Here is a 26,171-nt window from a genome sequence, read left to right as displayed (position 1 = left end):
TCCGTCTTGTCGTTTCTGCGCTGTGTGGTTCTGCGTCGTGCCGTCTGCCGACTCAGCGAGCCGTGTGGTCCGCATAAGAGCCCACGAGGCGCACGGCGCCGCCGTCGACGCCCTTGGCGCCCTGCTCCCAGTGGCCGTCCGCACGCGCGCCGTCGTGGACGACGCCCACCTGCCAGGTCGCGATGCCTTCGCGCGAGAGAGCGGATGCCGCGGCCTCGGCCTTGTCGGCCGCCACGACCGCGAGGAACCCGATGCCGAGGTTCCAGGTGCCCTCGGTGGCGGTGAGGTCGAGATCTCCCAGGTCGGCCAGCACCCGGAACACCGGGGACGGCGACCACGTCGAGCGATCGAGTTCGACCCACGTGTCCTGGGGCAGCACGCGGGCGAGGTTCGCGGCGATGCCGCCGCCCGTGACGTGGCTGAGCGCGTGCACCCGGTCGCCGTGGTCGGCGATGAGGCGCAGCAGTGGACGCGTGTAGAGACGCGTCGGCTCGAGCAGGGCCTCACCCCACGTCGTGCCGAAGTCGGCGGCGTTGGCGCCGTACTGGATGCCGGCTCCGGTGACGATGTGCCGCACGAGCGAGTAGCCGTTCGAGTGCAGGCCCGAGCTCGCCAGCGCCAGCACGACGTCGCTGCTGCGGACGCGTTCGGCGCCGAGCACGCGGTCGGCCTCCACGACACCGGTCGCGGCACCCGCGACGTCGTAGTCGTTGATGCCGAGCAGGCCGGGGTGCTCGGCGGTCTCGCCGCCGACGAGGGCGGTGCCGGTCTCGGCGCAGCCGGCCGCGATGCCGCGCACGATGTCGGCGATGCGCTCGGGGAAGACCTTGCCGCACGCGATGTAGTCGGTCATGAACAGCGGCTTCGCGCCGACCACGACGATGTCGTCGACGACCATGCCGACGAGGTCCTGCCCGATCGTGTCGTGCTTGTCGATGGCCTGGGCGATCGCGACCTTCGTGCCGACGCCGTCGGTGCTGGTGGCCAGCAGCGGCTTGTCGTAGGCCTTGAACGCACTCGCGTCGAAGAGCCCGGCGAATCCGCCGACTCCCCCGAGCACCTCGGGGCCCTGCGTGCGACGGACGGCCGACTTCATCAGCTCGACGGCGAGGTCGCCGGCTGCCGTGTCGACGCCGGCAGCCGTGTAGGGGTTCACGGGCTGTGCGGGGCGGGAGGGGGCATCGCGTTCGGATGAGGCCACGGTCACAAGCCTACCGGCGACGTGCCTGGACGGATGCCGAGGGGTTGCGGTCTCGCCGCGCTCCTCTGAATCGGTTCAGTTGCGCTGAAGGTGCGCTCACACCGCCCTCGTACGTACGTTCAGCGCAAGTGAACTGGTTTGCGCGGCGGAGCGGGAGGCCGTGCGCGGGGACGTGCGTGGGTGGATGCCCGGGGTAGCAGTCTTCCGGCGTCCGGATGCTCGGAACGGGGCACCAGCAGCGAGCCCGGATCTAGAATGGACCGCATGGGCGGCGCCGGTGCACCGGAGTGGCTGATCCGCGAAGACGCCGGTCAGCCGGTGCTTCTTGCCCTCTATCTGCGCCAGGTGCTCGGCCTCCGCTCTCCGGATGAGCTGCCGCACCTGCGAGGGATCCCGCCGCGGGCGAACGACCGGTCGGATGAGGCCCAGGCGATTCTCGAACGGCAATGGCGGCAGTACTGGGCGATGACGGTCGAACCGCAGGCCCACCCGTCGGATGTCCCCCTCGATCTGGTGGACGGATTCGACACCGTGCTCGCCCTGCCGATCGAAGGGTGCGACGAGCTGCGGTCCGCCTTCGTCCCGCATGCGCCGGAAGCGCTCGCGTTCGCCCGGGCGGCGAACGAGCGGTACCGCAAGGAGGCGGCGCACAGCTCCGGCACTGCGTATCGCGCCTACGCCGGCGCGATCGCCGAGCACGAGCGGCAGGTCGGGCGGCGGGCGCACTCGTTCGAGCTCAACGTGCAGGTGCTGCCCCTGAATCAGCGCGGCGTGTGGTGGATCGGATCCCTCACGGTCGCCGTCACCGACGGGCTGCGGGGGGATGTCGCGGCCTTCGACACCGCCATCCACCCGATCATCGCCGAGCTGGCCTAGTCGCGGCCCTCAGCCGTCGCGGCCCTCAGCCGCATCCGGGCGCTCAGTGAGCCGCGCCGTGGCCGTTGGTGCCGGGCTCGGGGTCGACGTGGACCGACGCGTGGTCGACAGCCACCTCGTGGGTGTGGCGCCGTGAACGACGGTCGAAGATCAGCGCCACGATGCCGCCGAGCGCCAGGCCGATCGGCGCGCAGACGAGCACGAGGAAGCCGAACACCTGACCCTGCGAGTACTCGACGCCGGTGTTGGGGCTCGGGTCGGCGGTGCCGTTGAACGAGAAGGTGAGGATCATCGCGACGAGCACGCCGAGTGCGGCGCCGAGGAGGAGGAACACCGAGATCTTGGGCGCTCGTCGCACGCGCACGGTCTCGATGTGGTCCTGGCTGTGCTCGGGCATGTCCCCATTGTCCCACTCGGCGCGCCGGAGCGCGCCGGGGGCAGGCGAAAGTGGCGGCGCCGCGGGCGACGAGTCCCGCGAGGTCAGGGGCGCAGGGGCAGGAGGTCCGAGATGTCGGCGCGCGTGCCCGAGGCGCTGATGCGGCCGGCGGCCGCGGCATCCGTCCACTGCTCGGCGCCCGTGGCGAGCGCGATCCAGGTCGCGGGGTCGGTCTCGACCACGTTCGGCGGCGTACCGCGCGTGTGCCGAGGGCCCTCGATGACCTGCACCGCGCCGAACGGCGGCACCCGCACCTCGACGGAGTTGCCCGGCGCCTTCTCGGCGAGCAGCTGCAGGAGGTAGCGCACGGCGGTCGCCTGGTCGGTGCGAGCGGGCGGGACTGATGCGGCGACCGCGCTCAGTGCGGCGCGGCCGTCGTCGGTCGAGATCTTGCGGGCCACCTCTCCACCGTACGCCGCCGCGAGCTCCTCTGATCCGGTCGCGATCGCGGACGGCTCTCGCGATCGCGGAAACCCAGCGGGGCGCGTCGGTAGGCTGGAGCGCGTGAAGATCCTGGTCCTCGGCTCGGGCGCGCGGGAGCACGCCATCATCCTCGCGCTGCGGGCGGAGGAGGCCGAGCACGAGATCTTCGCGGCTCCCGGCAACGCCGGCATCGGGCAGGACGCGCAGCTGGTCGCCCTCGATGTGAACGACCCCGCCGCCGTCACGATCTTCGCGAACGAGAACCTCATCGATCTCGTCGTCATCGGCCCCGAGGCGCCGCTGGTCGCGGGGGTCGCCGACGCGGTGCGCGAGCGCGGCATCCCGGTGTTCGGTCCGGGCAAGGCCGCCGCGCAGCTCGAGGGCTCGAAGGCGTTCGCGAAGCGCATCATGGATGCCGCGGGCGTGCCCACCGGCCGGGCGATGCGCGCCGCCAGCCGGGCGGAGGTCGAGGCCGCGTTCGACGAGCTCGGCGCTCCGCACGTCGTGAAGGCCGACGGACTTGCCGCCGGCAAGGGCGTCATCGTCACGTCCGACCGCGAGGCGGCGCTCGCCCACGCCGACAGCTATCTTCCGTCGGGACCGGTGCTCGTGGAGGAGTTCCTCGCCGGTCCCGAGGTGTCGCTCTTCTTCCTCAGCGACGGCGACCACGTGCTGCCGCTCAGCCCCGCCCAGGACTACAAGCGCCTGCTCGACGGCGACGAGGGTCCCAACACCGGTGGCATGGGCGCATACTCGCCGCTCCCCTGGCTCGACGGCCGCTTCGGCAGCGAGCGGGAGTTCGTCGATCTCGTCACGCGCGATGTCGCCGAGCCGGTCATCCGGCAGCTGGATGCCGAGGGCACGCCGTTCATCGGACTGCTCTACGCCGGACTCATCCTCACCGACGCGGGCATCAAGGTCATCGAGTTCAACGCGCGCTTCGGCGACCCCGAGACCCAGGTCGTGCTGCCCCGGCTCGTCGACCCGCTGTCGGAGCTGCTGCTGGCTGCGGCATCCGGCCATCTGGAGGATCTTCCGCGCCCGGCCTTCGCCACCGACGTCGCCGTGACGGTCGTGCTCGCGAGCGAGGGATACCCGGCCGCGCCGGTGACCGGCCGGGCGCTGACGGGTTTGCGCGAGGCGGAGGCGGTGCCGGAGGTGCACCTCGCTCACGCCGCCACCGCCGAGACCGACGGCGGGATCGTCGCCACCGGCGGCCGCGTGCTCAATGTCGTCGCGGTCGGCACCACCTTCGTCGAGGCGCGCGACCGCGTCTACCGGGCGCTCGGCGAGATCCACCTCGAGGGCGGCCAGCACCGCACCGACATCGCCGCCCGGGTCGCCGAAGGGCTCTGACCGGTCGGCTCCGCACAGACCCCGAAGCGACGGGCGCCCCGGGATCAAGGGCGCCCGTCGTTCACATCAGCGGTCGTAGGCCGGCGTGGTACCGCCGACGGCGGAGGCGGCATCCGTGTCGGTCGTCACGCGACCGCGGATGAAGATGATCGCGAGCAGCCCGACGAGGATGACGGGGATGTTGCCGAACCCGGCGATCGTGGCGAGCGGACTGTCGACGTGGTGGGGACCCTGCAGGAAGATGCTCGGATCGGTGCTGGCGTGCAGCAGGATCGGCCAGATGAGGTTGCCGGTGACGCGCAGGGTGAGGTACATGCAGATGCCGAACGCGAAGGTGTAGAGCAGCTGCAGGAGTGTGGCGAAGAGCGACTGACCCGTGAGCAGGTTGCTCGCGTGCAGCGCGGCGAACAGCGCCGCCGACACGAGGGCGACCGCGATCTCGGGGTGCCCGGCCTTGCGCATCAGATTGACGACGTAGCCGCGCGTGAGGACCTCCTCCGCGAAGCCGATGCACAGGCCGGCCAGGAGCCAGGCCGCCACGTAGCCGAAGTCGAGCGCGGCGTAATCGATGGTCGCGAAACGGAGGACGTTGAACAGCAGCACGACGGCGACCGCGATCCACATCCACCCGCGGCCGCGGATCGGCTGCGGGCCGAACAGCTCTCGCAGCCAGCCCACCGACAGGCCGAAGAGGATGAGGATCACCCCGCCGATGAAGATCGGCAGGACGACGAAGAACAGCACGTACCCGGCGCTCTCGGTGTCGTCGACCGAGGGTGCGATCGGCGCGAGGGCGAGCGCTGCGCCCTGGTAGAGCACGAAGTAACCCACCACCAGGATGAGCGCGCGCCACCACCCGCCGCGTTCCCAGAAGCGCTTCCAGGCGCTGCCCTCGGTGTTGACGTGCTGATCGGTCCGGCTCACGCTTCGCTCCCCCCGGGCCGCATTTCGAGGCGGTCCGGTTCGAGCCTAGAGGCTCGCCCAGACGCGATCCGGTCGGTCGCGTCCACCTCGGCCGTTCGGACGAGGCGAGTCGGGCCGCTCGGCCGATGCGAGCGGTAGCCCGGCCAGGCGATCGTTGCGGTATGTCGATCATCTCCCCTCGCGCGCCAGGATCCCTCCCGCCCTCGCGCCCCCGCCGACACCGGCCGGAGTGGCTTGTGCCGGCCGGGCTCATCGCGTTGAGCCTGGTGCCGGTCATCGCCGGCGCGTTCCGCGTCACGACGCTGACGATCGGCGTCGAGGTGACGCCGGAGAACGCGCGGTTCGTCGCGTCGCCGATCCCGGTGGTCCTGCACGCCGTCGGCTCGAGCGTCTACCTCGTGCTCGGCGCCCTGCAGTTCGCGCCCTCTCTCCGCAGGCGCCGCTGGCATCGGATCGCCGGCCGCATCCTCGTGCCGGCGGGCCTCATATCGGCGCTGTCAGGAATGTGGATGGCGGTCTTCTACGCTAGTCCCGCCGCGATGAACGGTCCCGCCCTCATCGTCATGCGCCTCGTCCTCGGCACCGCGATGGCCGTCGCGATCGTCGTCGCGTTCCTCGCGATCCGGCGTGGCGACGTGCGCACGCACAGCGCGTGGATGACCCGGGCCTACGCGATCGGTCTCGGCGCGGGCACACAGCTGCTCACGCTCCTGCCCTGGACGCTCGCGTTCGGAGTCCCGAGCCAGACGATGCACTCGGTGCTCATGGGCGCAGCATGGGCGATCAACCTCTTCGTCGCCGAGGTCGTCATCCGGCGTCGAGCGCGACGAGGTGCCGGCACTGTGCGCGCCGCCGGCCGATCGGCGGTGCCCGCTGCCCACCTATCATGAGGGCATGACGAGCCCGGTCCGCGCGCTCTGGGACGCGCCGCCGGCCTCGCCGGCGCCGCCGCGGCGCGTCTGGCGGGACTGGGCGCTCGTCGGCGTGCTGGCTCCGCTGGCGGTGGTCGAGGCATCCGTTCGTCCCGACGTCCCGTGGCGCTGGCTCTGGGCCATCGTGCTCGTGGCCCTCGTGCCGACACTGCTCTGGCGACGCGCGCGGCCCCTCACGATGCTGGCGATCGCGTTCGTCACGGGCACCGCGGTGGGGTTCGCGCCCGGCGCCCCGTCGGAGCTGTACACGACGGCGTACTTCCTCCTGCTGCTCTACGCCGTGTTCCGTTGGGGCTCGGGCCGGGCGATGGTGCTCGGCGGCGTGCTGGTGGCAGCCGGACTCGCACTGTCCTTCGTGACCGACGCGCCGACGCCCGGGGATCTCATCGGCGGCGTCACCGTCGCCATCACGACGAGCGTGCTCGGCCTGGCGTTCCGGTGGCGCGCCCGTGCGCGGGCTCGGGAGCTCGACCACGTCCGCCTGCGCGAGCGCGAGCAGCTCGCCCGCGACCTGCACGACACCGTCGCCCACCACGTCTCGGCGATCGCGATCCAGGCGCAGGCCGGCACGGCGGTGGCGGCGACCGACCCGGATGCCGCCGCCGAGGCGCTGCGGGCCATCGAGGGCGAGGCGACCCGCACGCTGCAAGAGATGCGCGCCATGGTGGGCGTCTTGCGACGCGCCGGCGAGGCGGAGCTGACGCCGACGCCGGGGCTCGGCGACGTGCGCCGGCTCGCGCAGCCGGCGGGCACCGGCCCCGAGGTCGCCGTGCGCCTGGAGGGCGACGTGGAGGCGGTGCCGGCGCCGATCGCCGCCGTGGTGTTCCGGCTCGCCCAGGAGGCGGTGACGAACGCGCGCCGGCATGCGCGCAACGCCACCCGCGTCGACGTGGACGTGCGCGTCGATGACGACGGCGTGCTGCTCGAGGCCCGCGACGACGGTGCCGAGGCGCCCGCGGTCGCGCCGGGATTCGGCATCGCGGGGATGCGGGAACGCGCGGCACTCCTGGGCGGCACCCTCGAGGCCGGCCCCGCCCCCGACGGAGGATGGACCGTCACCGCGTCCCTGCCGAGGAAGCGGTGGACGACGTGACGGTGCGCGTGCTGGTCGCCGATGACCAGGACCTCGTCCGCGCGGGGCTCCGCATGATCCTGGACTCCCAGCCCGACATCGAGGTCGTCGGCGAGGCCGCGGACGGTGGGCAGGCGGTCGCGCTCGCACGGAGCCTCCGGCCCGACGTGTGCCTGCTGGATATCCGGATGCCGGTGATGGACGGCCTCGAAGCGACCCGGGCGATCGCCGGACCCGCCGTCGCCGATCCGATCCCCGTCGTCGTCATCACGACCTTCGACCTCGACGAGTACGTCTACGCCGCCCTCCGCGCAGGCGCGCGCGGCTTCCTGCTCAAGGACGCCGGGCCCGTGCTGCTCGGTGAAGCCGTTCGCGCGGCGGCGCGGGGCGATGCGCTCATCGATCCGAACGTGACGGTGCGGCTCATCGAGGCGTTCGCAGGTGCCACGCCCGAGCCGCCGCATCCGCCGTCGAGCCCCCTCACCGACCGTGAGGAGGACGTGCTCGCCGCCGTCGCTCGCGGCCTCGGCAACAGCGAGATCGGCGATGAGCTGCACATCTCGCTCAGCACCGTGAAGACGCACCTCGCGAGCATCACCGGCAAGCTGGGCGCCCGCAACCGCGTCGAGCTCGCGATCTGGGCGCACGAGCGCGGCCGGCGGCCGGGCTGAGGACACCGGTGCGCGGCCAGTGTCCTCCCTGAGGAGTGCAGCCGCCGGGACGATCAGCGGGGCGCGAGGGGCCCCGCGGATCGAGGCGCTCAACCCGCGTGCACGAGGACCGGCGCATCCGACACCGGCGTCACCCGCTCACGGCTTGGGCGGATCATCGTGAACGCGATCACCGCCGCAGCGACCATGCCGACAGCGGCGGCGAGGAAAGTCACGCCGTACGCCGTCGTGAGCTGGTCGGGCCCCGGCGTACCGGCGTGGTCGCCGAGCGACGCCGCGTACAGCGCCGTGAAGACCGACAGGCCGATCGAGCCGCCGATCTGCATCGCCGAGTTGACGACCGCCGAGGCCGCCCCGGCGTCGTGCGGCGCAACGCCCAGCAGGGCGACGTTCTGCAGCGGGACGAGCATGAACGCCATGCCGATTCCCATCACCAGAGCCGCGGGGAACACCTGCACCCAATAGTCGCCTTCGGGGGTGATGAAGCTGAGGTACACGAGTGCGGCTGCCGCGACGAGGGGACCGGCGGTCATGAGCACGCGCGGACCGACGCGCGGAAGCAGCCGTGTCACCAGCGGCGCCGTGACCATGATGCCGAGCGGCAGCGGCAGGCTCGCCACGCCGGCGACGAAGGCGGACATGCCCCACACGAGTTGCAAGTGGAACGTCAGGTACAGCGTTGCGCCGATCATCACGCTTCCCGCAACGGCCTGGATCAGGAAGGCGCCACCGCGCACGCGGTCGGTGAGGATCCGGAGCGGCAGAAGCGGCTGCGCGACCCGCGACTCGATCCACACGAACAGTGCCAGCAGCACCACTCCGAGCGCGAGGAACGTGATGGTCAGCGGGGAGCCCCACCCCTGCTCGGCCAGGCTGAATCCGTAGACCAGGGCGCCGAGTCCCGCCGTGACGAGGACCGCTCCGAGGATGTCGTAGCGGTTCTCGCCGTCGGCACGGCTCTCGTTCAGCGCGAAGAACCCGCCGACGAGTCCGACCACCACGAAGAAGACGTTGACCAGGAGGCACCAGCGCCAGTCCGCGAACTCGGTGAGGATTCCGCCGAGCACGAGCCCGACCGCGGCCCCCGCGCCGGCGACGGTTCCGAACACGGCGAACGCGGTGTTGCGCTCCCGGCCCTTCGGGAACGTCACCGTCAGCAGGGCCAGGGCCGCCGGCGCCAGCAGGGCAGCGAACGCACCCTGCAATGCGCGAGCGATGATGAGATCGGCGCCGGTGGCGGCGAGACCGCCGTAGACGGATGCCGCACCGAAGCCCAGCATCCCGATCATGAAGGTGCGCTTGCGGCCGGCGTAGTCGGCGACACGGCCGCCGAGCAGCAGCAGCGCACCGAAGGCCAGGGCGTACGAGGTGACCACCCACTGCCGTGCGGAATCGCTCAGCGCCAGGTCTGCCTGCGCACGCGGCAGTGCGATGCTGACGATGGTGCCATCGAGCACGACGACGAGCTGCGTCAGCGATATGACGGCGAGCGCCCACCAGCGGGCGGACGGATGCGAGGCGCGCCAAGACATGAGAAAACCTCCGGGATTCTGGGAAGATGCCGGAGGTTTCAAGCCTCGGACCGCCGGTTTTCTCCCGGCGACCGCCTCAGCACGACATGGCTGAGCGAACCTCTATTGTATCGCAGGAGGCACGGCGGCCTGCCGATGCACATCCCTGTATCCGCCGGGCGCCTACAGACGCGCACTCTCGCTGCAGCGACAAGACCTCGAGCATTTCACCGCCGGCGACACCATAGGCGGACGCTGACAGGCTCGCGCCTCATGGGGGTCTGCAGACTCGTCGTCCGCGACCTGCCCCACACAGGTCGCGGACGACGCCCCAGATCACGCGTCCGGCACCGGGCCGGTCAGACCGCCTGCCGCTGCTGCAACAGGGGACACTCGAACGGGTCGCGCTCCCCCAGTCCGACCCGGTTGATGTACCGCGTGACGATCCGGTACGACTCCCACAGCCCCGTCTCGGTGTACCGCACGTCGTGTGCGACGCAGTAGTCCCGGATCGTGCCGGACGCCTTCCTCAGGTGCGGGCGCGGCATCGACGGGAACAGATGATGCTCGATCTGGTAGTTGAGCCCGCCCATGGCGACGTCGAGGAACCGGCTGCCGCGGACGTTGCGGCTCATCAGCACCTGGCGGCGCAGGAAGTCGACCTTCAGCTCGGCCGGAACGAGCGGCATCCCCTTGTGGTTCGGGGCGAACGCCATGCCCATGTAGACGCCGAAGAGGCCCAGCTGCACCGCCAGGAAGACGGCGGCGATGCCGGGCGACAGCACGATGAACACCAGGGCGAGATACCCGCCGATGCGCAGGGCGAGGAAGACGATCTCGACGCTGCGCCGGCGCAGCGGCTCACGCGCGACGACGCGGCGCACGCTGGACGCGTGGAGCGACAGGCCCTCGAGCAGGAGGATCGGGAAGAAGAACATCCCCTGGTGGGCCATCACCCACGCCAGCGCGGGGCCGTACTGCTTTGCGCGCTGCTCCACCTGATCGGGAGTGAACGACACGACCGGCAGCTCGATGTCCGGATCGGAGCCGATCTTGTTGGGGTTCGCATGGTGGCGCGTGTGCTTGTGCTGCCACCAGCCGTAGCTCATCCCGACCAGCAGGTTGCCGAGCACCATCGACGTCCAGTCGTTCCACCGGCCCGAGACGAAGATCTGCCGGTGCGCGGCGTCGTGCCCGAGCATCGCGATCTGGGTGAACAGGATCGCCAGGGCCGCCGCGGTGAACAGCTGCCACCAGGTGTCGCCGATCAGCACGAAGGCCGTGATGGCGGTGGCCAGGACGACCACCGCGCCGATGAGCTTGGTCCAGTAGTACCCGTACCGGCGGCGCATGAGACCGCTGGTGCCGATGATCTTGGCGAGGTCGGTGAAGTCGTTGCCCGCTCGGGGCGCTCGGGCCACCGTGGCGCGGACGCCGCCGGTGAGCTGGTCGGTCATGTGCTCGTCCCCGATCCTCCGGCCGCACGCGTGTGCGGTCCGTGGATGTCGGGGTCCGGGACGTCCGTATCGGCCAGGCTACGCCGATGTCCGGCGCAGCGGCAGTGCCGGGGCGAAGTCAGGTCTGGCGGCGGATGAAGCGCATCAGCCAGGCGATCACCGCGATGATGATGATCACGAGGCCGATCCACAGCAGGAACTGCGCCGCTTCGATGAACACGCCCAGCAGCAGCAGGACGATTCCGACGATGAGCAGGATCACTGCGAGTCCGGTCATGCTCTGATCATGGCCTCGTGACCGGGCGCTCAACAATGGGTTGACAAAGCCCCCGCGGCCGCGCAAGCCCGACAGTCCGAAGCATCGCTCCCCACTCCCCGACTCACCCGCCGCGGAAACGCCGACGAGGGCGTCAGTCGGCTGCCGCTGCCGCCGCGGGCTGCGCGGCCTGCCAGTCCTCCGTCGACGTCGCCTTCGGCCGGCGCAGGAACAGCACGACCACCACCCCGGCCAGCATCACGACGGCGGGGAGCAGGATGGCCTGCGCCATCGCCTGCGAGAAGCCGTCGACGACGAAGGGCGGGAGGGTGCCCTCGCCGAATCCACCGGCGGCGTCCGCCGCGCCGGGCAGATTCGCCTCCAGACGTGCCTGCATGAATGCCGCGATCGAGGCGGATCCGATCACCGAGCCGATCGTGCGCGTCGTGTTGTAGATGCCCGCACCGGCGCCGGCCTGTCTGGGGGACAGGTTGCGGGTCGCGGTCGTGGCGAGCGGACCCCACATCCCCGCATTGCCGACGCCCATGAGCGCCGACGGGAGCAGGAACATCCAGATGGGGGTGTCGGTGTTCATGAGAGACGAGTACCAGAACAGCGACCCCGCGACGAGCAGCAGGCCCGGGACCAGCAGGAAGCGCGGGTCGGTGCGGTCGAGCAGGCGTCCGGCGAGCGGTGCCAGCACGCCCGACAGCACCGCCATCGGAATGAGCAGCAGCGCCGACTCCGTCGGCGTGAGGCCACGCGCGAGCTGGATGAAGAACATCAGCGGGAGCGACATGCTCGTCACCGTGAACCCGACCATCGAGATGGCGAGGTTCGAGACCGAGAAGTTGCGCTCGCGGAAGAGCGGCAGTGGCACGAGCGGCTCGCTCTTGGTCCGCGCCTGCGTCCAGACGAAGATCGCCATCACGACGACACCGCCCCCGATCATCGCCCACACCCAGGGCGCCCAGTCGTACTTCTCGCCCTCCTGCAGGCCGAAGACGATGAGGAACAGGCCGACGGCGCTGAGGAACACGCCGACGATGTCGAAGCGGTGCGGATGCGTCTCGAGCTTGGGCACGAGGATCCAGGCGAGCACGAAGGCGATGATGCCGACGGGGATGTTGATGAAGAAGATCCACTCCCAGCCGAACCCATCGACCAGCAGCCCGCCGGCGAGCGGCCCGACGAGGGTCGCGACCCCCGCGGTCGCGCCCCACAGGCCCATCGCGGCGCCGCGTCGGTCGGGCGGGAAGGTGCGGGTGATGACAGCCATCGTCTGCGGCGTCATGAGGGCGGCACCGAGGCCTTGCACCGCACGAGCGACGATCAGCATCTCGAGCGTTCCCGAGAGCCCGCACCACAGCGACGCGAGCGTGAACACCGACAACCCGATCAGGTAGATGTTCTTCGGGCCGAACCGGTCGCCGAGGCGGCCGGTGATGAGGAGCGGCACCGCGTACGCCAGCAGGTACGCCGAGGTGACCCACACGACGTTGTCGAGGTTGTTGGTCTCGGGGTCGAGGGCCGCTTTGATGGCCGGGTTCGCGACCGACACGATCGTGGTGTCGACGAGGATCATGAAGAACCCGATGACGAGCGCCCAGAGAGCCGGCCAGGGGCTCCGCGGCTTGTGTCCGGCGGCGTAGGCGCCGGTGGGCGGGTGGGCCGCCGAGGCGGTTCCGGATGCCGCGCCCGCGGTGCGGGTGGTGTCCGGGGTGTGGGGCGTGGTCACTGGCGTGCCGCCTTTCGTTGGGCGAGATAGCGTTCCGACGGGGTCGCGTCGGGGCCCCAGGCGAAGTCGGGATCGGCGATCCGCGGGAGGGTCGCGTCCATCCAGGCCAGCTCGGCCTGGAGCAGCGCCTCTTCGCGCGCGATCTCGAGGAGGTACTGCGCCGGCACGCCCTTGCCGAGCGCGTGCCGGTGGCCCTCGACCAACGACGCATGGGCGTCCGCGAGTGCCGTGCGGCGGGCGTCGAGCAGTGCGAGCACGTCCTCACGGTCGAGGCCGTGCGCCTCGGCGAGCGCGACGCGGAACTCGACCGGGTGATCGACCCGGGGCAGCTCTCGGCGCACCCATTCGAGGACGGCGGCGGCTCCGGCATCCGTCTGCGTATAGGTGGTGCGTTCGGGTCGTCTGCCCTCGCGGTCCACACCGACCTCGGCGATCAGGCCCGCCCGCTCGAGGCGCGCGACGGTGTGGTACACCGTGCCGTTGGTGATGGTGACCAGGCGGTCGTCGCGCCGGAGGTGCATCAGCCGGATCATCTCGTACGGGTGCATGTCGCCCTCACTCAGGAGTGCGAGCACGGCCACCCCGAGCGGGGTCAGCCGGGCGACGGATGGGCCCACGCGGCCGGCTGCGTCAGGAGCCGCGTCATCCGGCTCGCGAGCGGACGTGGCGTCGATCACGATCGATCCCTCCATGTCGATTAGTCCACATGGACTATACCTACCCTCGCCGAACGGCACACCTCTCGCGCGATGTCGGGTGGGACTCGTAGCCTGTGCGCATGACGGGTGAGCGCGACGACGCTGCGGTTTCCGCGCAGGCCGCGGAGCGCGCGCACGCGATCTTCGATCCGATCGCCGCCGAGTACCTCGATCGGCCCGGCGTCGACATCGGGCCGATGTTCGGCAGCGAGGGCCTGCGCGTGCGCGGCAAGGTGTTCGCGTTCGTCGGCTACAAGGGCGCCCTCGTCGTGAAGGTGCCCGCGTCGCGGGCCGACGAGATCGAGGCTGCCGGCGACGGCGCGCGCATGCAGATGCGCGGCCGCACGATGCGCGAGTGGGTCATGATCGGCGTCGACCGCGCCGACCGCTGGGTGCCCCTGACGGCCGACGCGTTCGCCTACCTCGACGAGATCACGCCGAAGGGCTGAGGGGTTCCGCCGCCGGCCGGGATAATGGGACGGGTGACGGCTACCCCCACTCCCTCGACCGAACTCTCCGGCTGGCGCCACGCGTACTCCGGCAAGGTGCGCGACCTCTACGTCCCGGCGGAGACGCCGGAGGGCGCCCACCCCGAGCGCATGCTCGTGGTCGCGAGCGACCGGGTCAGCGCGTTCGACCACGTCCTCTCCCCCGGGATCGCGGGGAAGGGCGAGCTGCTCACCACCCTCAGCCTGTGGTGGTTCGACCAGCTCGCGGGCGCCGACGGCGGCCGCGGCATCCCGAACCATCTCGCCTCGTCGCACACGCTCACGCGCGGCGCCGACGGCGAGGCGAACACCGCCGACGATCTGCAGAGCCTGATTCCGGATGCCGTCATCGGCCGTGCGATGGTCGTGAAGAGTCTCGACATGCAGCCGATCGAGTGCGTCGTGCGCGGCTACCTGACGGGGTCGGGCTGGGCCGAGTATCGCGAGAGCGGCACGGTGTGCGGCATCTCGCTGCCCGACGGCCTGTCGAACGGCGACCGGCTGCCCGAGCCGATCTACACGCCCGCCTTCAAGGCGCCGATGGGCGCGCACGACGAGAACATCTCGTACGAGCGCACCGTCGAGCTCGTCGGCGCCGAGCGCGCGGCGGAACTCCGCGACCTGTCTCTCGAGATCTACGCCCGCGCGGCGGCGACGGCCGAGTCGCGCGGGGTGATCCTCGCCGACACCAAGTGCGAGTTCGGGCTCGACGAGAACGGCGTGATGACGCTCGCCGACGAAGTGCTCACGAGCGACTCGTCACGATACTGGGATGCCGCGGCCTGGGCATCGGGCACGACCCCCGAGGAGCGCATGGCGAGCTTCGACAAGCAGATCGTGCGCGACTGGCTCGCGGCGAACTGGCCCGCCCCGCGCGAGGGCGAGCCGCCGGCGCTTCCGGCCGACATCGTGGCGCGCACGACCGCCCGCTACCGCGAACTGCTCGAGCGCCTCACCGCCGCCTGACCGCCGCCTGACCGCCGGCCGACCGCCGGCCGCGGCATCCGTTCAGGCGTTCTTCATCGCCTTGAGCCGGGCGAGGAGCACCGGCGCGGTGGTGTCCAGCATCCGGCCGCCGAGCAGGATGCCGCCGATGAGGACGGCGGTGCCGACCACGATCCCGACCGCGCACGCGATCCAGCTGAGCGTCGCGTTCTGCGTGAAGTAGCCGATCAGGCCGACGATCACGACGGGCGCCGACAGCACCAGCGCCACGAGCCAGATGCCGAAGAACGCCATGCCCTGCAGGAACGTCGTGCCGGGCACCCGCTTGAACGGGTTGTCGCCGGATGCGGCGACGGGCACCACCAGCTGCGCCGAGGTGACCGCGCACACGCCGTAGCAGGTGAGCAGGATGCCGACCGACATGCCCAGGATGCCGGGGAGCTGCTCCCACTGGCCCGACAGGGTGAACGGCACGATCACGGCGAGCAGCACGAGCGGCAGCGCCACGGCGGCCGCGGCAAGGCTGCGGCCGAGGCGGTCGGCGCGTCCGGAGGCGCCGGTGATGAGCTCGGTGCCGAACGCCGTGCCGTCGTACGAGATGTCGGCGTACACGACGATGCCGATCACCATCGCGATGATCGGACCCGAGAACGTCAGCGCCACCAGGGGATCGCCGTTGCGAGCGTAGAACCACAGCAGCACGGGCACCAGCGGCGCGCCGATCAGCTGGCGGAGGTAGCGCGGGTCGCGCGTCCAGTAGGTGACCGCCCTCGCGAAGATCGCACCCGCCGCACCGGTCGGCACGCGGCCGAACCATCCGATGGAGCCGGCGCGCACCGGCGCGGCGGAGGTGTGCGACGGGCGCACCAGGGAACGGCCGAGCGATGCGCGCCAGAGCAGCCAGAGCACCGCGAGCGTCACGAGGGCGATGAGGAGCTTCGCGCCCGCCTCGGGCAGATCGCCCGCCGCGGCAGCCGCGGGAACCGCCCACGCGGCACCGAGAGGCGTCCAGCCCAGCACCGGGATCGCTTCCGCGACAGTGTCGGCGTTCACCGCGAACCCTGTGGCGACGCCGGCGATGATCGGCCCGGCGAGGATCAGGGGGACGAAGATGACGGTGCCCGACACCTCACGGAAGCGCCGGCCGCTGCCGAGTCCCGAGGCGAGTGACGCGACGGCGCGCGAGGCCACGACGGCGGTCAGCACGGCGACAGGGGTGCTCACCGCCCACGCGGCGATGGCCGCCGGCCAGTGCGCCCAGGTCGCGATCGTCGCGATCGCCGCGGCGGACGTGATGATCCCGGGGATGCCGCAGACCCCCGCGAGCGTCAGCGCGACCATCATTCGGGGCAGCGACATGGGGAACACCACGAGCCGGGTGGGATCCAGCGTCGTGTCGACGCCGAACGCCACCAGGGGAACGAGCGCCCAGCCCAGCGTCACCACCGACCCGACGCCGACGATCACGCTGCTCGCCAGCAGCAGGTCGCCGAAGCCGAGCAGCACCAACCCTACGGCGATGCCGGCCAGCAGGCCGAGCCCGTAGATCGCCCCGAAGATGAAGCCGACCAGCTGCCAGGGGCTCCGCGCGAGCTGGTTGCCGAGCACCCGGAAGCGCAGCCTCAGGAGCGTCGCAACCATTCCGGCCCTTCCGTGTGACGGCGGCCCCCGACGAGCTCGACGAAGCGGTCCTGCAGCGACTGCCCCGCGCGCACGTCGTCGACGGTCCCGGCGACGAGCAGGCGACCGGCTGCGACGATCGCGACGTGGTCGCACATGCGCTGTACGAGGTCCATCGAGTGGCTCGACACGATCACCGTGCCGCCGCCGGCGACATAGCTCGTGAGGATGTCCTGGATGTTCGCGGCCGACACCGGGTCGACCGACTCGAACGGCTCGTCGAGCACGAGCAGCCGCGGCGCGTGGACGAGCGCGCACGCCAGCGCGATCTTCTTGGTCATGCCGGCCGAGTAGTCGACGACCATCGTGCCCGCGGCATCCGTCATGTCCATCAGGGCGAGGAGGTCCGCCGCGCGACGCGCGATCTCGTCGTGCGGGATGCCGAACAGCAGGCCGTTGTAGGTGACGAGCTGCTCACCGGTGAGCCGGTCGAACAGCTTGACGCCGTCGGCGAGGTTGCCGAGCATGGCTTTGGCCGTGACCGGATCACGCCAGACGTCGACGCCGTGCACGAGCGCCTGGCCGGCGTCCGGCGCGAGAAGACCCGTCGCCATCGACAGCGTCGTCGTCTTGCCGGCGCCGTTGGGGCCGACCAGCCCGTAGAACGACCCGGCGGGCACGCGCAGGCTCAGATCGGCGACCGCGACCTTCTGCCCGAACCGCTTGTGCAGGCCGCGCAGCTCGAGCGCCGGCGGCACGCCGTGCGTCGACGAGTCGCTCGTAACTGCGGCCGGCGTCGTCGCGGCGGCAGAGGGCGTCGGGGGCATCGCTGGGTCGGTCACATCTCTCCGTCACATCGGTCGCGCGAGCATCGGCGCCGGGGGCGCCGCTCCAGCCTCTCGGATGCCGCGTGGCCGGGGCAACTCGCACCGGTGCCGGTGCTCGCTAGGGTGATGCTCGCACCATCCCCCGAGCGCAAGGAGCGCGCATGCCTCTGTGGACCCTTCACGGCAACGGCCGGACCGTCGAACCGGGCAAGGTCGTCAGGCCCGACGAGCGCCTGAACTGGCCCGCGACCGTCGCGATCGGCGCGCAGCACGTTATCGCGATGTTCGGCGCCACGTTCCTGGTGCCGGTGCTCACCGGCTTCCCCGTCTCGACGACGCTGCTCTTCTCGGGCATCGGGACGCTGCTGTTCCTCCTCATCACGAAGAACCGCCTGCCCAGCTACCTCGGCTCATCGTTCGCGTTCATCGCCCCGGTGACGGCGGCCACCGCCTCGCAGGGCATGGGCTCGGCGCTCGCCGGCATCGTCGCCGTCGGGGTGCTGCTGGCGGCCGTCGGCTTCATCGTGCAGTTCGCGGGCCTCGGCTGGATCGAGAAGCTCATGCCGCCGGTCGTCGCCGGCGCCATCGTCGCGCTGATCGGGTTCAACCTCGCGCCGGTCGCGTGGACGAACTTCCAACAGGCGCCGATCACCGCGACCATCACGCTGGCCGCCGTCATCCTGTTCAGTGTGCTGTTCCGCGGTTTCCTCGGCCGCATCTCGATCTTCCTGGGCGTGATCGTCGGCTACATCGTGGCGCTGCTGCGCGGCGAGGTGGACTTCACGGCCGTGAACGAACTCGTCGCGAACGGGCAGTGGGTCGGCCTCCCGACCTTCGCCCTGCCCACCTTCGGCGATCCGGGCACCTGGAGCGTCATCGCGATGTTCCTGCCGGTCGTGCTGGTGCTCATCGCCGAGAACGTCGGCCATGTGCGCGGCGTCGCGACCATGACCGAGGCATCCGTCAACCAGTACACCGGCCGCGCGCTCATCGCCGACGGCGCCGCGACCGTGCTGGCGGGAACGTTCGGCGGCTCGGGCACGACGACCTACGGCGAGAACATCGGCGTCATGGCCGCCACCCGCGTGTACTCGACGGCCGCATACTGGGTCGCCGGTCTCTTCGCGATCCTGCTCTCGCTGTCGCCGGTGGTCGGGGCGGTGTTCAACTCCATCCCGGCCGGCGTGCTGGGCGGCGTGACGACCGCGCTGTACGGGCTCATCGGCATCATCGGCATCAAGATCTGGGTCGACAACCGCGTCGACTTCTCGCGCCCGGTGAACCAGTACACCGGCGCGGTCGCGCTCGTCATCGCGATCGCCGGGTTCACGATGCAGTGGGGCGACTTCCAGCTCGGCGCGATCGTCATCGGCGCGGCGGCGGCCCTCCTGATCTACCACCTCGGCAACGCCATCGCCCGCTGGCGCAAGACCGGCGCCGACGACGGCGGCCCGATCCCGGCGGTGGGGCAGCTCGGCGGCGACCCGCAGGACGTCGACGCTCGCTGAGCCCCGCGCCCACCACCGACCTCCCCCTGGTCTCCCAGCGGCGATGTCCCAGTTCCTGCCTTTCGTGTCCCACTTTCGCGCGCAAGAGCGCGCAGTTCGGCGTGAAAGTGGGACACGGTCACGGCGGGGAGGGAAGACAGACGGATGCCGCGGCGTTGTGTATTCGTATGCATGAAGTAGCAGCGGCATCCGACCGCCTCGCCGCCGACACGTCGATGGGCGCCGTCACGCTCCTCGTGGGCGACCTGGACGGCATGACGGCGTTCTACCGCGACGTCATCACGCTGCAGGTGCTCTCAGCCGACGGCGACGAGGTCGTGCTCGGCCGCGGCGGCCGCGCGGTCGTGGTGCTGCGGCACGAGCCGGAGCTGCGGCACGCGTCGCCGGGAGCGGCGGGGCTCTTCCACACCGCGATCCTCTTCGAGACGCAGGAGGCCCTGGCCGCCGCGCTGTTCAGCGTCGCGCAGCACGCCCCGCAGACGTTCACCGGCTCAGCCGATCATCTGGTCAGCCAGGCGTTCTACCTGACCGACCCCGAGGGCAACGGCGTCGAGCTCTACTGGGACCGCGCCCGCACCGACTGGTCGTGGGTCCACGGTCAGGTCGAGATGGCGACGCTGTACCTCGACCCCAACTCCTTCCTGCGCGAGCATCTGACAGAGCGGGCGGCGAGCGGCGCGACCGGGCAGGACGCGGCATCCGTCGGTCACGTGCATCTGTCGGTCGGCGATGTTGCCACCGCCCGCACGTTCTACGTCGGCGCGCTCGGGTTCGACGAGACCACCGGGCTGGGCAACCAGGCGCTCTTCGTGAGTGCGGGCGGCTACCACCACCACATGGCCATGAACGTGTGGAACTCGCGCGGCGCCGGACCGCGGATGCCCGCGCTCGGCCTCGGCCGCGTCGACCTCGACCTGCCCGACGCGGACGCCCTCGGCGAGCGCCTGCGGCACCACGGCTTCCAGGTGCGCGACGACGGCCGCACGCTCTCGTTCGACGACCCCTGGCGCAACCTCCTGTACGCCACCGCACCCGGCCGCGGCTGAGCGCGCGTCGGCGCGGCCTCGATTCGGCGAGACAGGGCATCCGCGGCGAGACCGAGGACGTCGTCACAGGTTTCGGCGCGAATCCCTGGTTTCGACGAGACGGCGACCGCCGGCCGAAAGGAGCGGCAGACGCGCGCGGGCTCAGACCGAGTCGCGGACGACGAGCTCGGTCTCGAGGATCGTGACGTGACGCGGATGCCGCCCCGCGAGAAGGTCGATCAGCACCGAGGCCATGCGCTCCCCCTGCTGGAACGACGGCTGACGCACGGTCGTGAGCTGCGGGGTGACCGAGGTGGCCACCGGCGAGTCGTCGAAGCCCATGATCGCGATGTCGTCGGGAACGCGCAGGCCCTCCCGGGCGAGCACGGCGAGCACACCGCGGGCCATGAGGTCGCTCGCCACGAACACCGCGTCGGGCTTGGCGCCCGAGGCGAGGATCCGGCGCATCGCGTCGGCGCCGCCGTCGGCCGTGAAGTTGCCGTCCTCGATGGCGACCTCGTCGAGCTCCCAGGCCGCGAGCGCGTCGCGGTAGCCCTGGAGCCGGTCGATGCCGGCGGGCATGTCACGAGGGCCGGTGATCGTCGCGATGCGCCGGCGGCCGCTCTCGATGAGGTACACCGTGGCGTCGTAGGCGCCCCGCACGTTGTCGACGTCGACGTAGTAGTCGCGCTCCCGCTCGCGCACCGGCCGGCCGCCGTAGACGACGGGCACGACGCTGGCGATCCGGTCGATGAACGTGTCGCTGGTGTGGTGCGAGACCACGACGGCGCCGTCCACCGCGCCGCTGCGGACGTAGCTCGTGGTCTTGTCGCCCGGGTCATCGCTCGCGATGAAGAGGTTGAGGACGTAGTCCGAGCGACTCAGGCGGGAGTTGATGCCCGACACGATGGCGGCGAAGAAGGGATCGCCGAAGAACCGCGTGGTGTCTTCGGGGACGATGAGCGCCACCGCGTGCGTCTTCTGGCTCGCCAGCGACCGCGCGGCCCGGTTGGGCACGTAGTTGAGGTCGGCGATCGCGCGCCTGACGGACTCCAGCGCCTCCGGGCTGACGGCGGTCGAGCCGTTGACGACGCGCGACACGGTCGACCGCGAAACCCCCGCCGCGGCGGCGACCTCCTCGATCGTGACAGCCGATCGCATGGCCTCGGTGCTCATCTGTCCTCCTCCCGCATGCTACGGCCCCGACGCGGGGGCCTGGTCGCTACGACGCGGTGGCCGCCTCGCGCGCGGACTCCAGGTCCAGGGCGCGTGCGCCGATGATGCGTCGGTATTCGAGCGCGCTGTCCTTGGGCGTCCGCTCCTGCGTGTCGTAGTCCACGCGGACGATGCCGAACCGCTTCTCGTACCCCCACGCCCACTCGAAGTTGTCGAGGAGCGACCAATAGAAGTATCCCCTCACATCGACGCCGGCGTCGGCGGCGTCGAGGATCGCGCCGAGGTGGGCGCGCAGGAACTCCACGCGATCGGCGTCGTGGACGCGCTTCTCGCCCCCCTCGACGACGAGCTCGTCGTCGTACGCGGCGCCGTTCTCGGTGACGTACAGCACGGTGCCAGCTGCTTCCGCGTACTCGTCCCACACGCGGTGCAGCAGGGTGGTGAGGCCGTCGGGCTGCACCTCCCACTGCATCGGCGTGCGCGGCAGGCCCCGCTCGTGCCAGAAGATGCCCTCGTTCGAGGGGTACGGCGAGTGGCCGGGGCGATCGGTCGGCGCGTCGCCGCCGATCGGCGGGTTCACCGGCTCGTGACCGCCGACGTACTCGCCGTGGTAGTAGTTCACCCCGAGCGTGTCGATCGGCGTCGCGATCGCCTCCAGGTCGCCGGGGCGCACCGCGGACTCCCATGCGGCGACGGCGGCGGCATCCACCTTGCGGATGTCCTCGACGATGTCGGCCGGGTACTGGCCGCGGAAGATGGGGTCGAGGAACCATCGGTTGAACTGGCCGTCGATGCGACGCGCGGCGTCGACGTCGGCCGGGTCGGTCTCGTCTACCGGCTCGGCGACGGTGAGGTTCAACGTGATGCCGAGCTTCAGCGACGCGTCGCGCGCCCGCAGCTCGCGCACGGCCTGGCCGTGGCCGAGCAGCAGGTGGTGCGCGGCCAGCACGCCCTCTTCGACGCTGTAGTGCCCGGGCGCGTGCATGCCCGCGGTGTAGCTCAGGAACGACGAGCACCACGGTTCGTTGAGCGTCGTCCACACGTTCACGCGGTCACCCAGCGCGTCGTGCATCGTCAGGGCGTACTCGGTGAACAGGTCGGCAGTGTCGCGGTTGGCCCAGCCGCCCTTCTCCTGCAGCGCCTGCGGCAGATCCCAGTGGTACAGCGTCAGCCACGGGAGGATGCCGGCATCGAGCAGTTCGTCGGTCAGTCGCTTGTAGAAGTCGACCCCCTGAAGGTTCACCGCGCCGCCGTCGGGCCGCACGCGCGACCACGACGTCGAGAAGCGGTACGTCTGCAGACCCAGGTCCTTCATCAGCGCCACGTCGTCGCCGAAGCGGTGGTAGTGGTCGCACGCCACGTCACCGTTGTCGGCGTTGATGACGGCGCCGGGAACGCGGGCGAAGGCGTCCCAGATGGAGTCGCGGCGGCCGTCCTCGTGGGCAGCGCCCTCGATCTGGTAGGCGGCGGTCGCCGCCCCGAACAGGAAGTCCTGAGGGAAGGCGCGCGGGATCGCGGTCGTCATGAGGGGGAGATCCTCTCTGGAAGATGGATTCAGGATGTCGGGAGCCGTGGCGAGGCGGGAGGCCTAGCCCTTGACCGCGCCGGCCATGATGCCGCTGACCAGCTGCTTGCCGGTGAAGGCGAACAGGATCAGCAGAGGGATGGTCGCCAGCAGCACGCCCGCCAGCACGATCGAGTAGTCGACGAAGTAGTTCGACTGCAGGAGCGACAGCGCCACGGGCAGAGTGGGGCTCTGCCGGTCGAGCACGATGAACGGCCAGAAGAACTGGTTCCAGGCGCCGACGAAGGTGAAGAGGAAGAGCATCGCGGCCGCGGGGCGGGCGGCGGTGACGCCGACCGTCCAGAAGGTGCGGATCATGGATGCCCCGTCCACGCGCGCCGCCTCGATGAGCTCGTCGGGCACGGTCTGCGACAGGTACTGCGTCATCCAGAACACGCCGAAGGCGCTGGTGAGCGCGGGGATGATGATCGCGCCGATCTGGCCGGTCCATCCGAGGTCCGCGAACAGGATGTACAGCGGCACGACGCCGAGCTGCATGGGCACGGCCATCGTGGCGACCACGAAGGCCAGCAGCCACTTGCCGCCGGGGAAGCGGAGCTTCGCGAACGCCCATCCGGCGAGCGTCGAGAAGACGACGACCGATACCGAGATCACGGTCGAGCTGAAGATCGAGTTCCAGAGCGCGAGCCAGAAGTTCACCGCGGGGTCGTTGACGACCGACAGGGCATTGGCGATGAAGTTGCCGCCGGGCAGCCACGACATGTTGGGGTTGTTGATGGTCGAGGCATCCCCCGAGCCGATCAGGAACGACCAGTAGTAGGGGAAGATCGCCGAGACGACGACCACGCCGAGCCCGATGTACACCCAGAGGCCGGCGCGGACACCGCGGATCTTGGTCGTGCGGTTGCTCTTGCGGGCGTTGGGGAGGTTCTCCTCGACGACGGCGAGGGGCGGGGTGCTGATGGCGCTCACTGCGTGGCTCCCTTCCGGCGGCGGCGGCGTCGCACGACGCCGCGCCCGCCCTCGTCGCGCACGAGGCGACGGGTGATGACGAGATTGATCAGGCCGATGGCGAGGATGATGATGAACAGGATCCACGCCAGCGCCGCGGCGCGGCCGAAGTTGAACTCGCCCCAGCCGATGTTGTAGAGGTACAGCGTGATCGTCAGCCACTGGTTGGCGGCACCGCCGCGGCCGAACGTGTCGAACATGCGCGGCTCGTCGAAGATCTGCAGTCCGCCGATCGTCGAGGTGATGATCACGAAGATGAGCGTCGGCTTCAGCGACGGGAGCGTGATGCTCCAGAACTGGCGGAACGCGTTGGCGCCGTCGACGGTGGCGGCCTCGTAGTACTCGCGGGGCACGGCCTGCATGGCGGCGAGCAGGATCAGGGCGTTGTAGCCGGTCCAGCGGAAGTTGACCATCGTCGCGATGGCGATGTGGCTCCAGAACGGATCCTTGTGCCAGGCGATCGGGTCGAGCCCGATGCTGGTGAGGATGTTGTTCACCAGGCCGTGGTTGTCGCCGAACATGTTGCTGAAGATCAGCGCGACGGCGACCGGGGCCATGACGTACGGGAGCAGCACGCTCATCCGCCAGAAGGTCTTGGCCCGGATGTTGCGGTCGAGCATCGCCGCGATGAACAGCGCGAGCACAATCTGCGGTACCGACGACAGCAGGAAGATGCTGAAGGTGTTGCGGAGTGCGACCCAGAAGTCCGCCTGCGACAGGATCCAGATGTACTGGTCGAAGCCGACGAACGTGCCGGAGTTGCGGACGAGGTCCCACTCCTGGAACGAGATGACCGCCGTGTAGACGATCGGGAAGAGCCCCACGATCGCGAACAGGATGAAGAACGGCGAGATGTAGAGGTAGGGCGAGACCTTCAGGTCCCAGCGGCTCAGGCGATGGGAGAAGGACAGCACGCGCGGGGCGCGTTCTGGTTTGGGCTGATCGGCCGGCCCCGATGACGTGGGGCGGGTTGCGGTCGAGGTCACCGGGGGGCTCCGATCCGGATGGAGGGGTGGGCGCTGGGTGGAGTGCGTGCGGGTCGCGGTGGACCCGCACGCACTCCGGTACTGCTGTCAGATCACGTCCGGCGAGCGGACATGGCCGTCAGTATCGGCCGATCAGAAGGCTTCGACTTCGGCGACGAACGTGTCCCACGAGGTCTGCGCGTCTTCGACACCGTCGAAGACTCGCGTGATGGCGTCCTGCAGCGCGGTGTTGTACTTGAAGTAGTCCGCGCTCTTGTACGGCGTGACCGTGATCGCCTCGGAGCGGTCGGCGAAGATCGCGCCGGTCGGTGCGTCGGCGAAGTACTCGTTCGTCGAGTCCGTGATCGACGGAGCGGCCTGGGCGTCGATGGCGCTCGGGAACGCGCCGACGTTGACGAAGGTCTTCTCCTGCTGCTCGGGAGCGGTCAGCCAGTCGGCGAGCTTGAGCGCCTCATCGACGTTCTTGCCGTTGGCCGGGACGGTCAGGTACGAGCCGCCCCAGTTGCCGCCGCCGTTGGGGAACGCGTTCGCGATCTCCCAGCCGGTGACCTCGGGCGCGTTGCCCGAGATGATGCCGAGCATCCACGGCGGGCACAGCATCGCGGCGAACTCACCGTTGGCCATCGAGGCGTTCCAGTCGTCGGACCACTGGCCCGAGTACGCCGAGTTCGGGATGCCGCGCTCGACGACGAGTTCGTACGCAGCCTTGGTCTCGGGGCTGGTCGTCGCGACGACGGTGCCGTCTTCCTCGTCGTAGGGGAACTCGACCTGGTTGATGATGCCCTGGAACGCGGAGTTCGCGGCGTCGATCATCGGCTTGCCGGTCGCTGCCTTGTACGTGTCGGCCAGGTCGAAGAACGTGTTCCAGTCGCCGTCGATCTCAGCGGCGACCTCGTCGGGCGTGGAAGGCAGACCGGCCGCGGCGAACAGGTCGGCGCGGTAGCACACGGCCTGCGGGCCGATGTCGGTGCCGAAGCCCACGAGACGCCCATCGGCGTCGGTCGCAGCCTCTTCCTTCCACTCCACCCAGCGGCCCTTGGCGCTGTCGGGCACCTCGGCGAGCAGGTCGGAGTACTGCATGGCCTCGGCGAACCAGTCAACTTCGACGGCCTCGATGTCGGCGAGGCCCTCCTTGCCGAGCTTCGCGAAGAAGTTCGAGCGGGCGTCATCGGTGATGGCGGCCTTGTTGTGGACGATCTTCACGTTCGGGTTCTCGTCCATGTACTCCTGGAGGAGTTCATCGTCGTAGCCGAAGTCGTTGAAGGTCGCCAGGGTCAGCGTGATCTCGCCGTCTTCGCCGCCGGCATCGTCGTTGCCGCTGCCGCCGGCACAGCCGGCGAGGACGATGGCGGAAGCCGAGAATGCGGCGATTGCCACGGCGCTTCTGCGGAAGGCGCGTGCGTTCACTGTCACTCCTTTGTGTTGTCAGGGTCGTGTGTGTTGCAGGATCGGCGCGGATCGGATCCGTGCCGGGTGGTGCGACCGTGGGAGCGTTCCCACCGGTCGAGA

General features: G+C 70.4%; 25 protein-coding genes. 9 read left to right on the top strand and 16 right to left on the bottom strand.

What is annotated here, in order from left to right; genetic code table 11:
* Positions 1-52: 52 nt before the first annotated feature.
* Complete coding sequence (gene purM, locus B2K11_RS01080; protein ID WP_275576710.1) at positions 53-1,201, bottom strand: phosphoribosylformylglycinamidine cyclo-ligase; 1,149 nt, start codon at positions 1,199-1,201, stop codon at positions 53-55.
* A 264-nt stretch (positions 1,202-1,465) separates the two neighbouring features.
* Between purM and B2K11_RS01075 the strand changes: the two genes are divergently transcribed.
* Positions 1,466-2,077, top strand: a complete 612-nt coding sequence (locus B2K11_RS01075) for a zinc-binding alcohol dehydrogenase (protein WP_163615997.1) — start codon at positions 1,466-1,468, stop codon at positions 2,075-2,077.
* 43 nt (positions 2,078-2,120) lie between these two features.
* Here B2K11_RS01075 and B2K11_RS01070 read toward each other — a convergent pair whose 3' ends face one another.
* Entirely contained in the window at positions 2,121-2,474 is a 354-nt protein-coding gene (locus tag B2K11_RS01070; protein WP_163615996.1) for a potassium transporter Trk, read from the bottom strand.
* 83 nt (positions 2,475-2,557) lie between these two features.
* A complete protein-coding gene (locus tag B2K11_RS01065; RefSeq protein ID WP_163615995.1) occupies positions 2,558-2,914 on the bottom strand; it encodes a sterol carrier family protein in 357 nt (118 codons plus the stop codon).
* 103 nt (positions 2,915-3,017) lie between these two features.
* Between B2K11_RS01065 and purD the strand changes: the two genes are divergently transcribed.
* The gene (gene purD, locus B2K11_RS01060; protein WP_163615994.1) at positions 3,018-4,292 is read left to right on the top strand and encodes a phosphoribosylamine--glycine ligase; all 1,275 of its coding nucleotides are present in this window, start codon (positions 3,018-3,020) and stop codon (positions 4,290-4,292) included.
* A gap of 66 nt (positions 4,293-4,358) precedes the next feature.
* Here the strand turns inward: purD and B2K11_RS01055 are convergent, their stop codons facing one another.
* Entirely contained in the window at positions 4,359-5,216 is an 858-nt protein-coding gene (locus B2K11_RS01055) for a CPBP family glutamic-type intramembrane protease (protein ID WP_163615992.1), read from the bottom strand.
* Between the two features lie 236 nt (positions 5,217-5,452).
* Here B2K11_RS01055 and B2K11_RS01050 point away from each other — a divergent pair, with 236 nt between their 5' ends.
* Genes B2K11_RS01050 through B2K11_RS01040 form a run of 3 tightly spaced genes read left to right on the top strand, consistent with a single transcriptional unit; the run spans position 5,453 to position 7,891 of the window.
* Positions 5,453-6,106, top strand: a complete 654-nt coding sequence (locus B2K11_RS01050; protein WP_239525557.1) for a DUF2306 domain-containing protein — start codon at positions 5,453-5,455, stop codon at positions 6,104-6,106.
* A gap of 4 nt (positions 6,107-6,110) precedes the next feature.
* The gene (locus tag B2K11_RS01045) at positions 6,111-7,241 is read left to right on the top strand and encodes a histidine kinase (protein WP_163615990.1); all 1,131 of its coding nucleotides are present in this window, start codon (positions 6,111-6,113) and stop codon (positions 7,239-7,241) included.
* Positions 7,238-7,891 (top strand): response regulator transcription factor, encoded by a 654-nt coding sequence (locus B2K11_RS01040; RefSeq protein ID WP_204259970.1) that lies wholly within the window; start codon positions 7,238-7,240, stop codon positions 7,889-7,891. Before B2K11_RS01045 ends, B2K11_RS01040 begins: the two co-directional genes overlap by 4 nt.
* Positions 7,892-7,980: 89 nt before the next feature.
* On the opposite strand, the gene B2K11_RS01035 is transcribed toward B2K11_RS01040, so the two are convergent.
* The 5 genes from B2K11_RS01035 to B2K11_RS01020 form a co-directional block, all read right to left on the bottom strand.
* Complete coding sequence (locus B2K11_RS01035; RefSeq protein ID WP_163615987.1) at positions 7,981-9,423, bottom strand: MFS transporter; 1,443 nt, start codon at positions 9,421-9,423, stop codon at positions 7,981-7,983.
* A 338-nt stretch (positions 9,424-9,761) separates the two neighbouring features.
* The gene (locus B2K11_RS01030) at positions 9,762-10,859 is read right to left on the bottom strand and encodes an acyl-CoA desaturase (protein ID WP_163615985.1); all 1,098 of its coding nucleotides are present in this window, start codon (positions 10,857-10,859) and stop codon (positions 9,762-9,764) included.
* Between the two features lie 118 nt (positions 10,860-10,977).
* Positions 10,978-11,136 carry a hypothetical protein gene (locus B2K11_RS20405; RefSeq protein ID WP_204259964.1) on the bottom strand — a complete coding sequence of 53 codons (159 nt, stop codon included), beginning with the start codon at positions 11,134-11,136 and terminating at the stop codon, positions 10,978-10,980.
* A 133-nt stretch (positions 11,137-11,269) separates the two neighbouring features.
* Positions 11,270-12,700, bottom strand: a complete 1,431-nt coding sequence (locus tag B2K11_RS01025; protein ID WP_239525570.1) for an MFS transporter — start codon at positions 12,698-12,700, stop codon at positions 11,270-11,272.
* 149 nt (positions 12,701-12,849) lie between these two features.
* Complete coding sequence (locus tag B2K11_RS01020) at positions 12,850-13,545, bottom strand: PadR family transcriptional regulator (RefSeq protein ID WP_204259963.1); 696 nt, start codon at positions 13,543-13,545, stop codon at positions 12,850-12,852.
* Positions 13,546-13,631: 86 nt separating this feature from the next.
* Between B2K11_RS01020 and B2K11_RS01015 the strand changes: the two genes are divergently transcribed.
* The gene (locus B2K11_RS01015) at positions 13,632-14,000 is read left to right on the top strand and encodes a TfoX/Sxy family protein (protein ID WP_163615982.1); all 369 of its coding nucleotides are present in this window, start codon (positions 13,632-13,634) and stop codon (positions 13,998-14,000) included.
* Positions 14,001-14,033: 33 nt separating this feature from the next.
* Positions 14,034-15,005 carry a phosphoribosylaminoimidazolesuccinocarboxamide synthase gene (locus B2K11_RS01010; RefSeq protein WP_239525556.1) on the top strand — a complete coding sequence of 324 codons (972 nt, stop codon included), beginning with the start codon at positions 14,034-14,036 and terminating at the stop codon, positions 15,003-15,005.
* Positions 15,006-15,047: 42 nt separating this feature from the next.
* Here B2K11_RS01010 and B2K11_RS01005 read toward each other — a convergent pair whose 3' ends face one another.
* Both B2K11_RS01005 and B2K11_RS01000 read right to left on the bottom strand, forming a co-directional pair.
* Complete coding sequence (locus B2K11_RS01005) at positions 15,048-16,625, bottom strand: hypothetical protein (RefSeq protein WP_163615980.1); 1,578 nt, start codon at positions 16,623-16,625, stop codon at positions 15,048-15,050.
* Positions 16,607-17,446, bottom strand: coding sequence for an ABC transporter ATP-binding protein (locus tag B2K11_RS01000; protein WP_239525555.1), 840 nt, complete (start codon positions 17,444-17,446; stop codon positions 16,607-16,609). Before B2K11_RS01000 ends, B2K11_RS01005 begins: the two co-directional genes overlap by 19 nt.
* Positions 17,447-17,592: 146 nt before the next feature.
* Here B2K11_RS01000 and B2K11_RS00995 point away from each other — a divergent pair, with 146 nt between their 5' ends.
* Both B2K11_RS00995 and B2K11_RS00990 read left to right on the top strand, forming a co-directional pair.
* Entirely contained in the window at positions 17,593-18,939 is a 1,347-nt protein-coding gene (locus B2K11_RS00995; RefSeq protein ID WP_163615979.1) for a solute carrier family 23 protein, read from the top strand.
* Positions 18,940-19,106: 167 nt separating this feature from the next.
* Positions 19,107-19,985: a VOC family protein gene (locus B2K11_RS00990; protein ID WP_163615978.1), complete on the top strand. Its 879-nt coding sequence runs from the start codon at positions 19,107-19,109 to the stop codon at positions 19,983-19,985.
* 141 nt (positions 19,986-20,126) lie between these two features.
* Here the strand turns inward: B2K11_RS00990 and B2K11_RS00985 are convergent, their stop codons facing one another.
* From B2K11_RS00985 to B2K11_RS00965, 5 genes are all read right to left on the bottom strand, one after another.
* Positions 20,127-21,140 carry a LacI family DNA-binding transcriptional regulator gene (locus B2K11_RS00985; RefSeq protein ID WP_163615976.1) on the bottom strand — a complete coding sequence of 338 codons (1,014 nt, stop codon included), beginning with the start codon at positions 21,138-21,140 and terminating at the stop codon, positions 20,127-20,129.
* A 46-nt stretch (positions 21,141-21,186) separates the two neighbouring features.
* Positions 21,187-22,665 (bottom strand): family 1 glycosylhydrolase, encoded by a 1,479-nt coding sequence (locus B2K11_RS00980; protein WP_163615974.1) that lies wholly within the window; start codon positions 22,663-22,665, stop codon positions 21,187-21,189.
* A 63-nt stretch (positions 22,666-22,728) separates the two neighbouring features.
* Positions 22,729-23,637 carry a carbohydrate ABC transporter permease gene (locus B2K11_RS00975; RefSeq protein WP_163615972.1) on the bottom strand — a complete coding sequence of 303 codons (909 nt, stop codon included), beginning with the start codon at positions 23,635-23,637 and terminating at the stop codon, positions 22,729-22,731.
* Complete coding sequence (locus B2K11_RS00970) at positions 23,634-24,662, bottom strand: sugar ABC transporter permease (RefSeq protein ID WP_163615971.1); 1,029 nt, start codon at positions 24,660-24,662, stop codon at positions 23,634-23,636. Before B2K11_RS00970 ends, B2K11_RS00975 begins: the two co-directional genes overlap by 4 nt.
* Before the next feature lie 132 nt (positions 24,663-24,794).
* Positions 24,795-26,039: an ABC transporter substrate-binding protein gene (locus B2K11_RS00965; RefSeq protein ID WP_345770748.1), complete on the bottom strand. Its 1,245-nt coding sequence runs from the start codon at positions 26,037-26,039 to the stop codon at positions 24,795-24,797.
* Positions 26,040-26,171 lie beyond the last annotated feature (132 nt).

The organism is Microbacterium sp. B35-30, assembly GCF_010634855.1.
Lineage (GTDB): Bacteria > Actinomycetota > Actinomycetes > Actinomycetales > Microbacteriaceae > Microbacterium.
The sequence above is the reverse complement of the archived record's forward strand: the minus strand, read 5'-3'. Positions and strand labels throughout refer to the sequence as shown.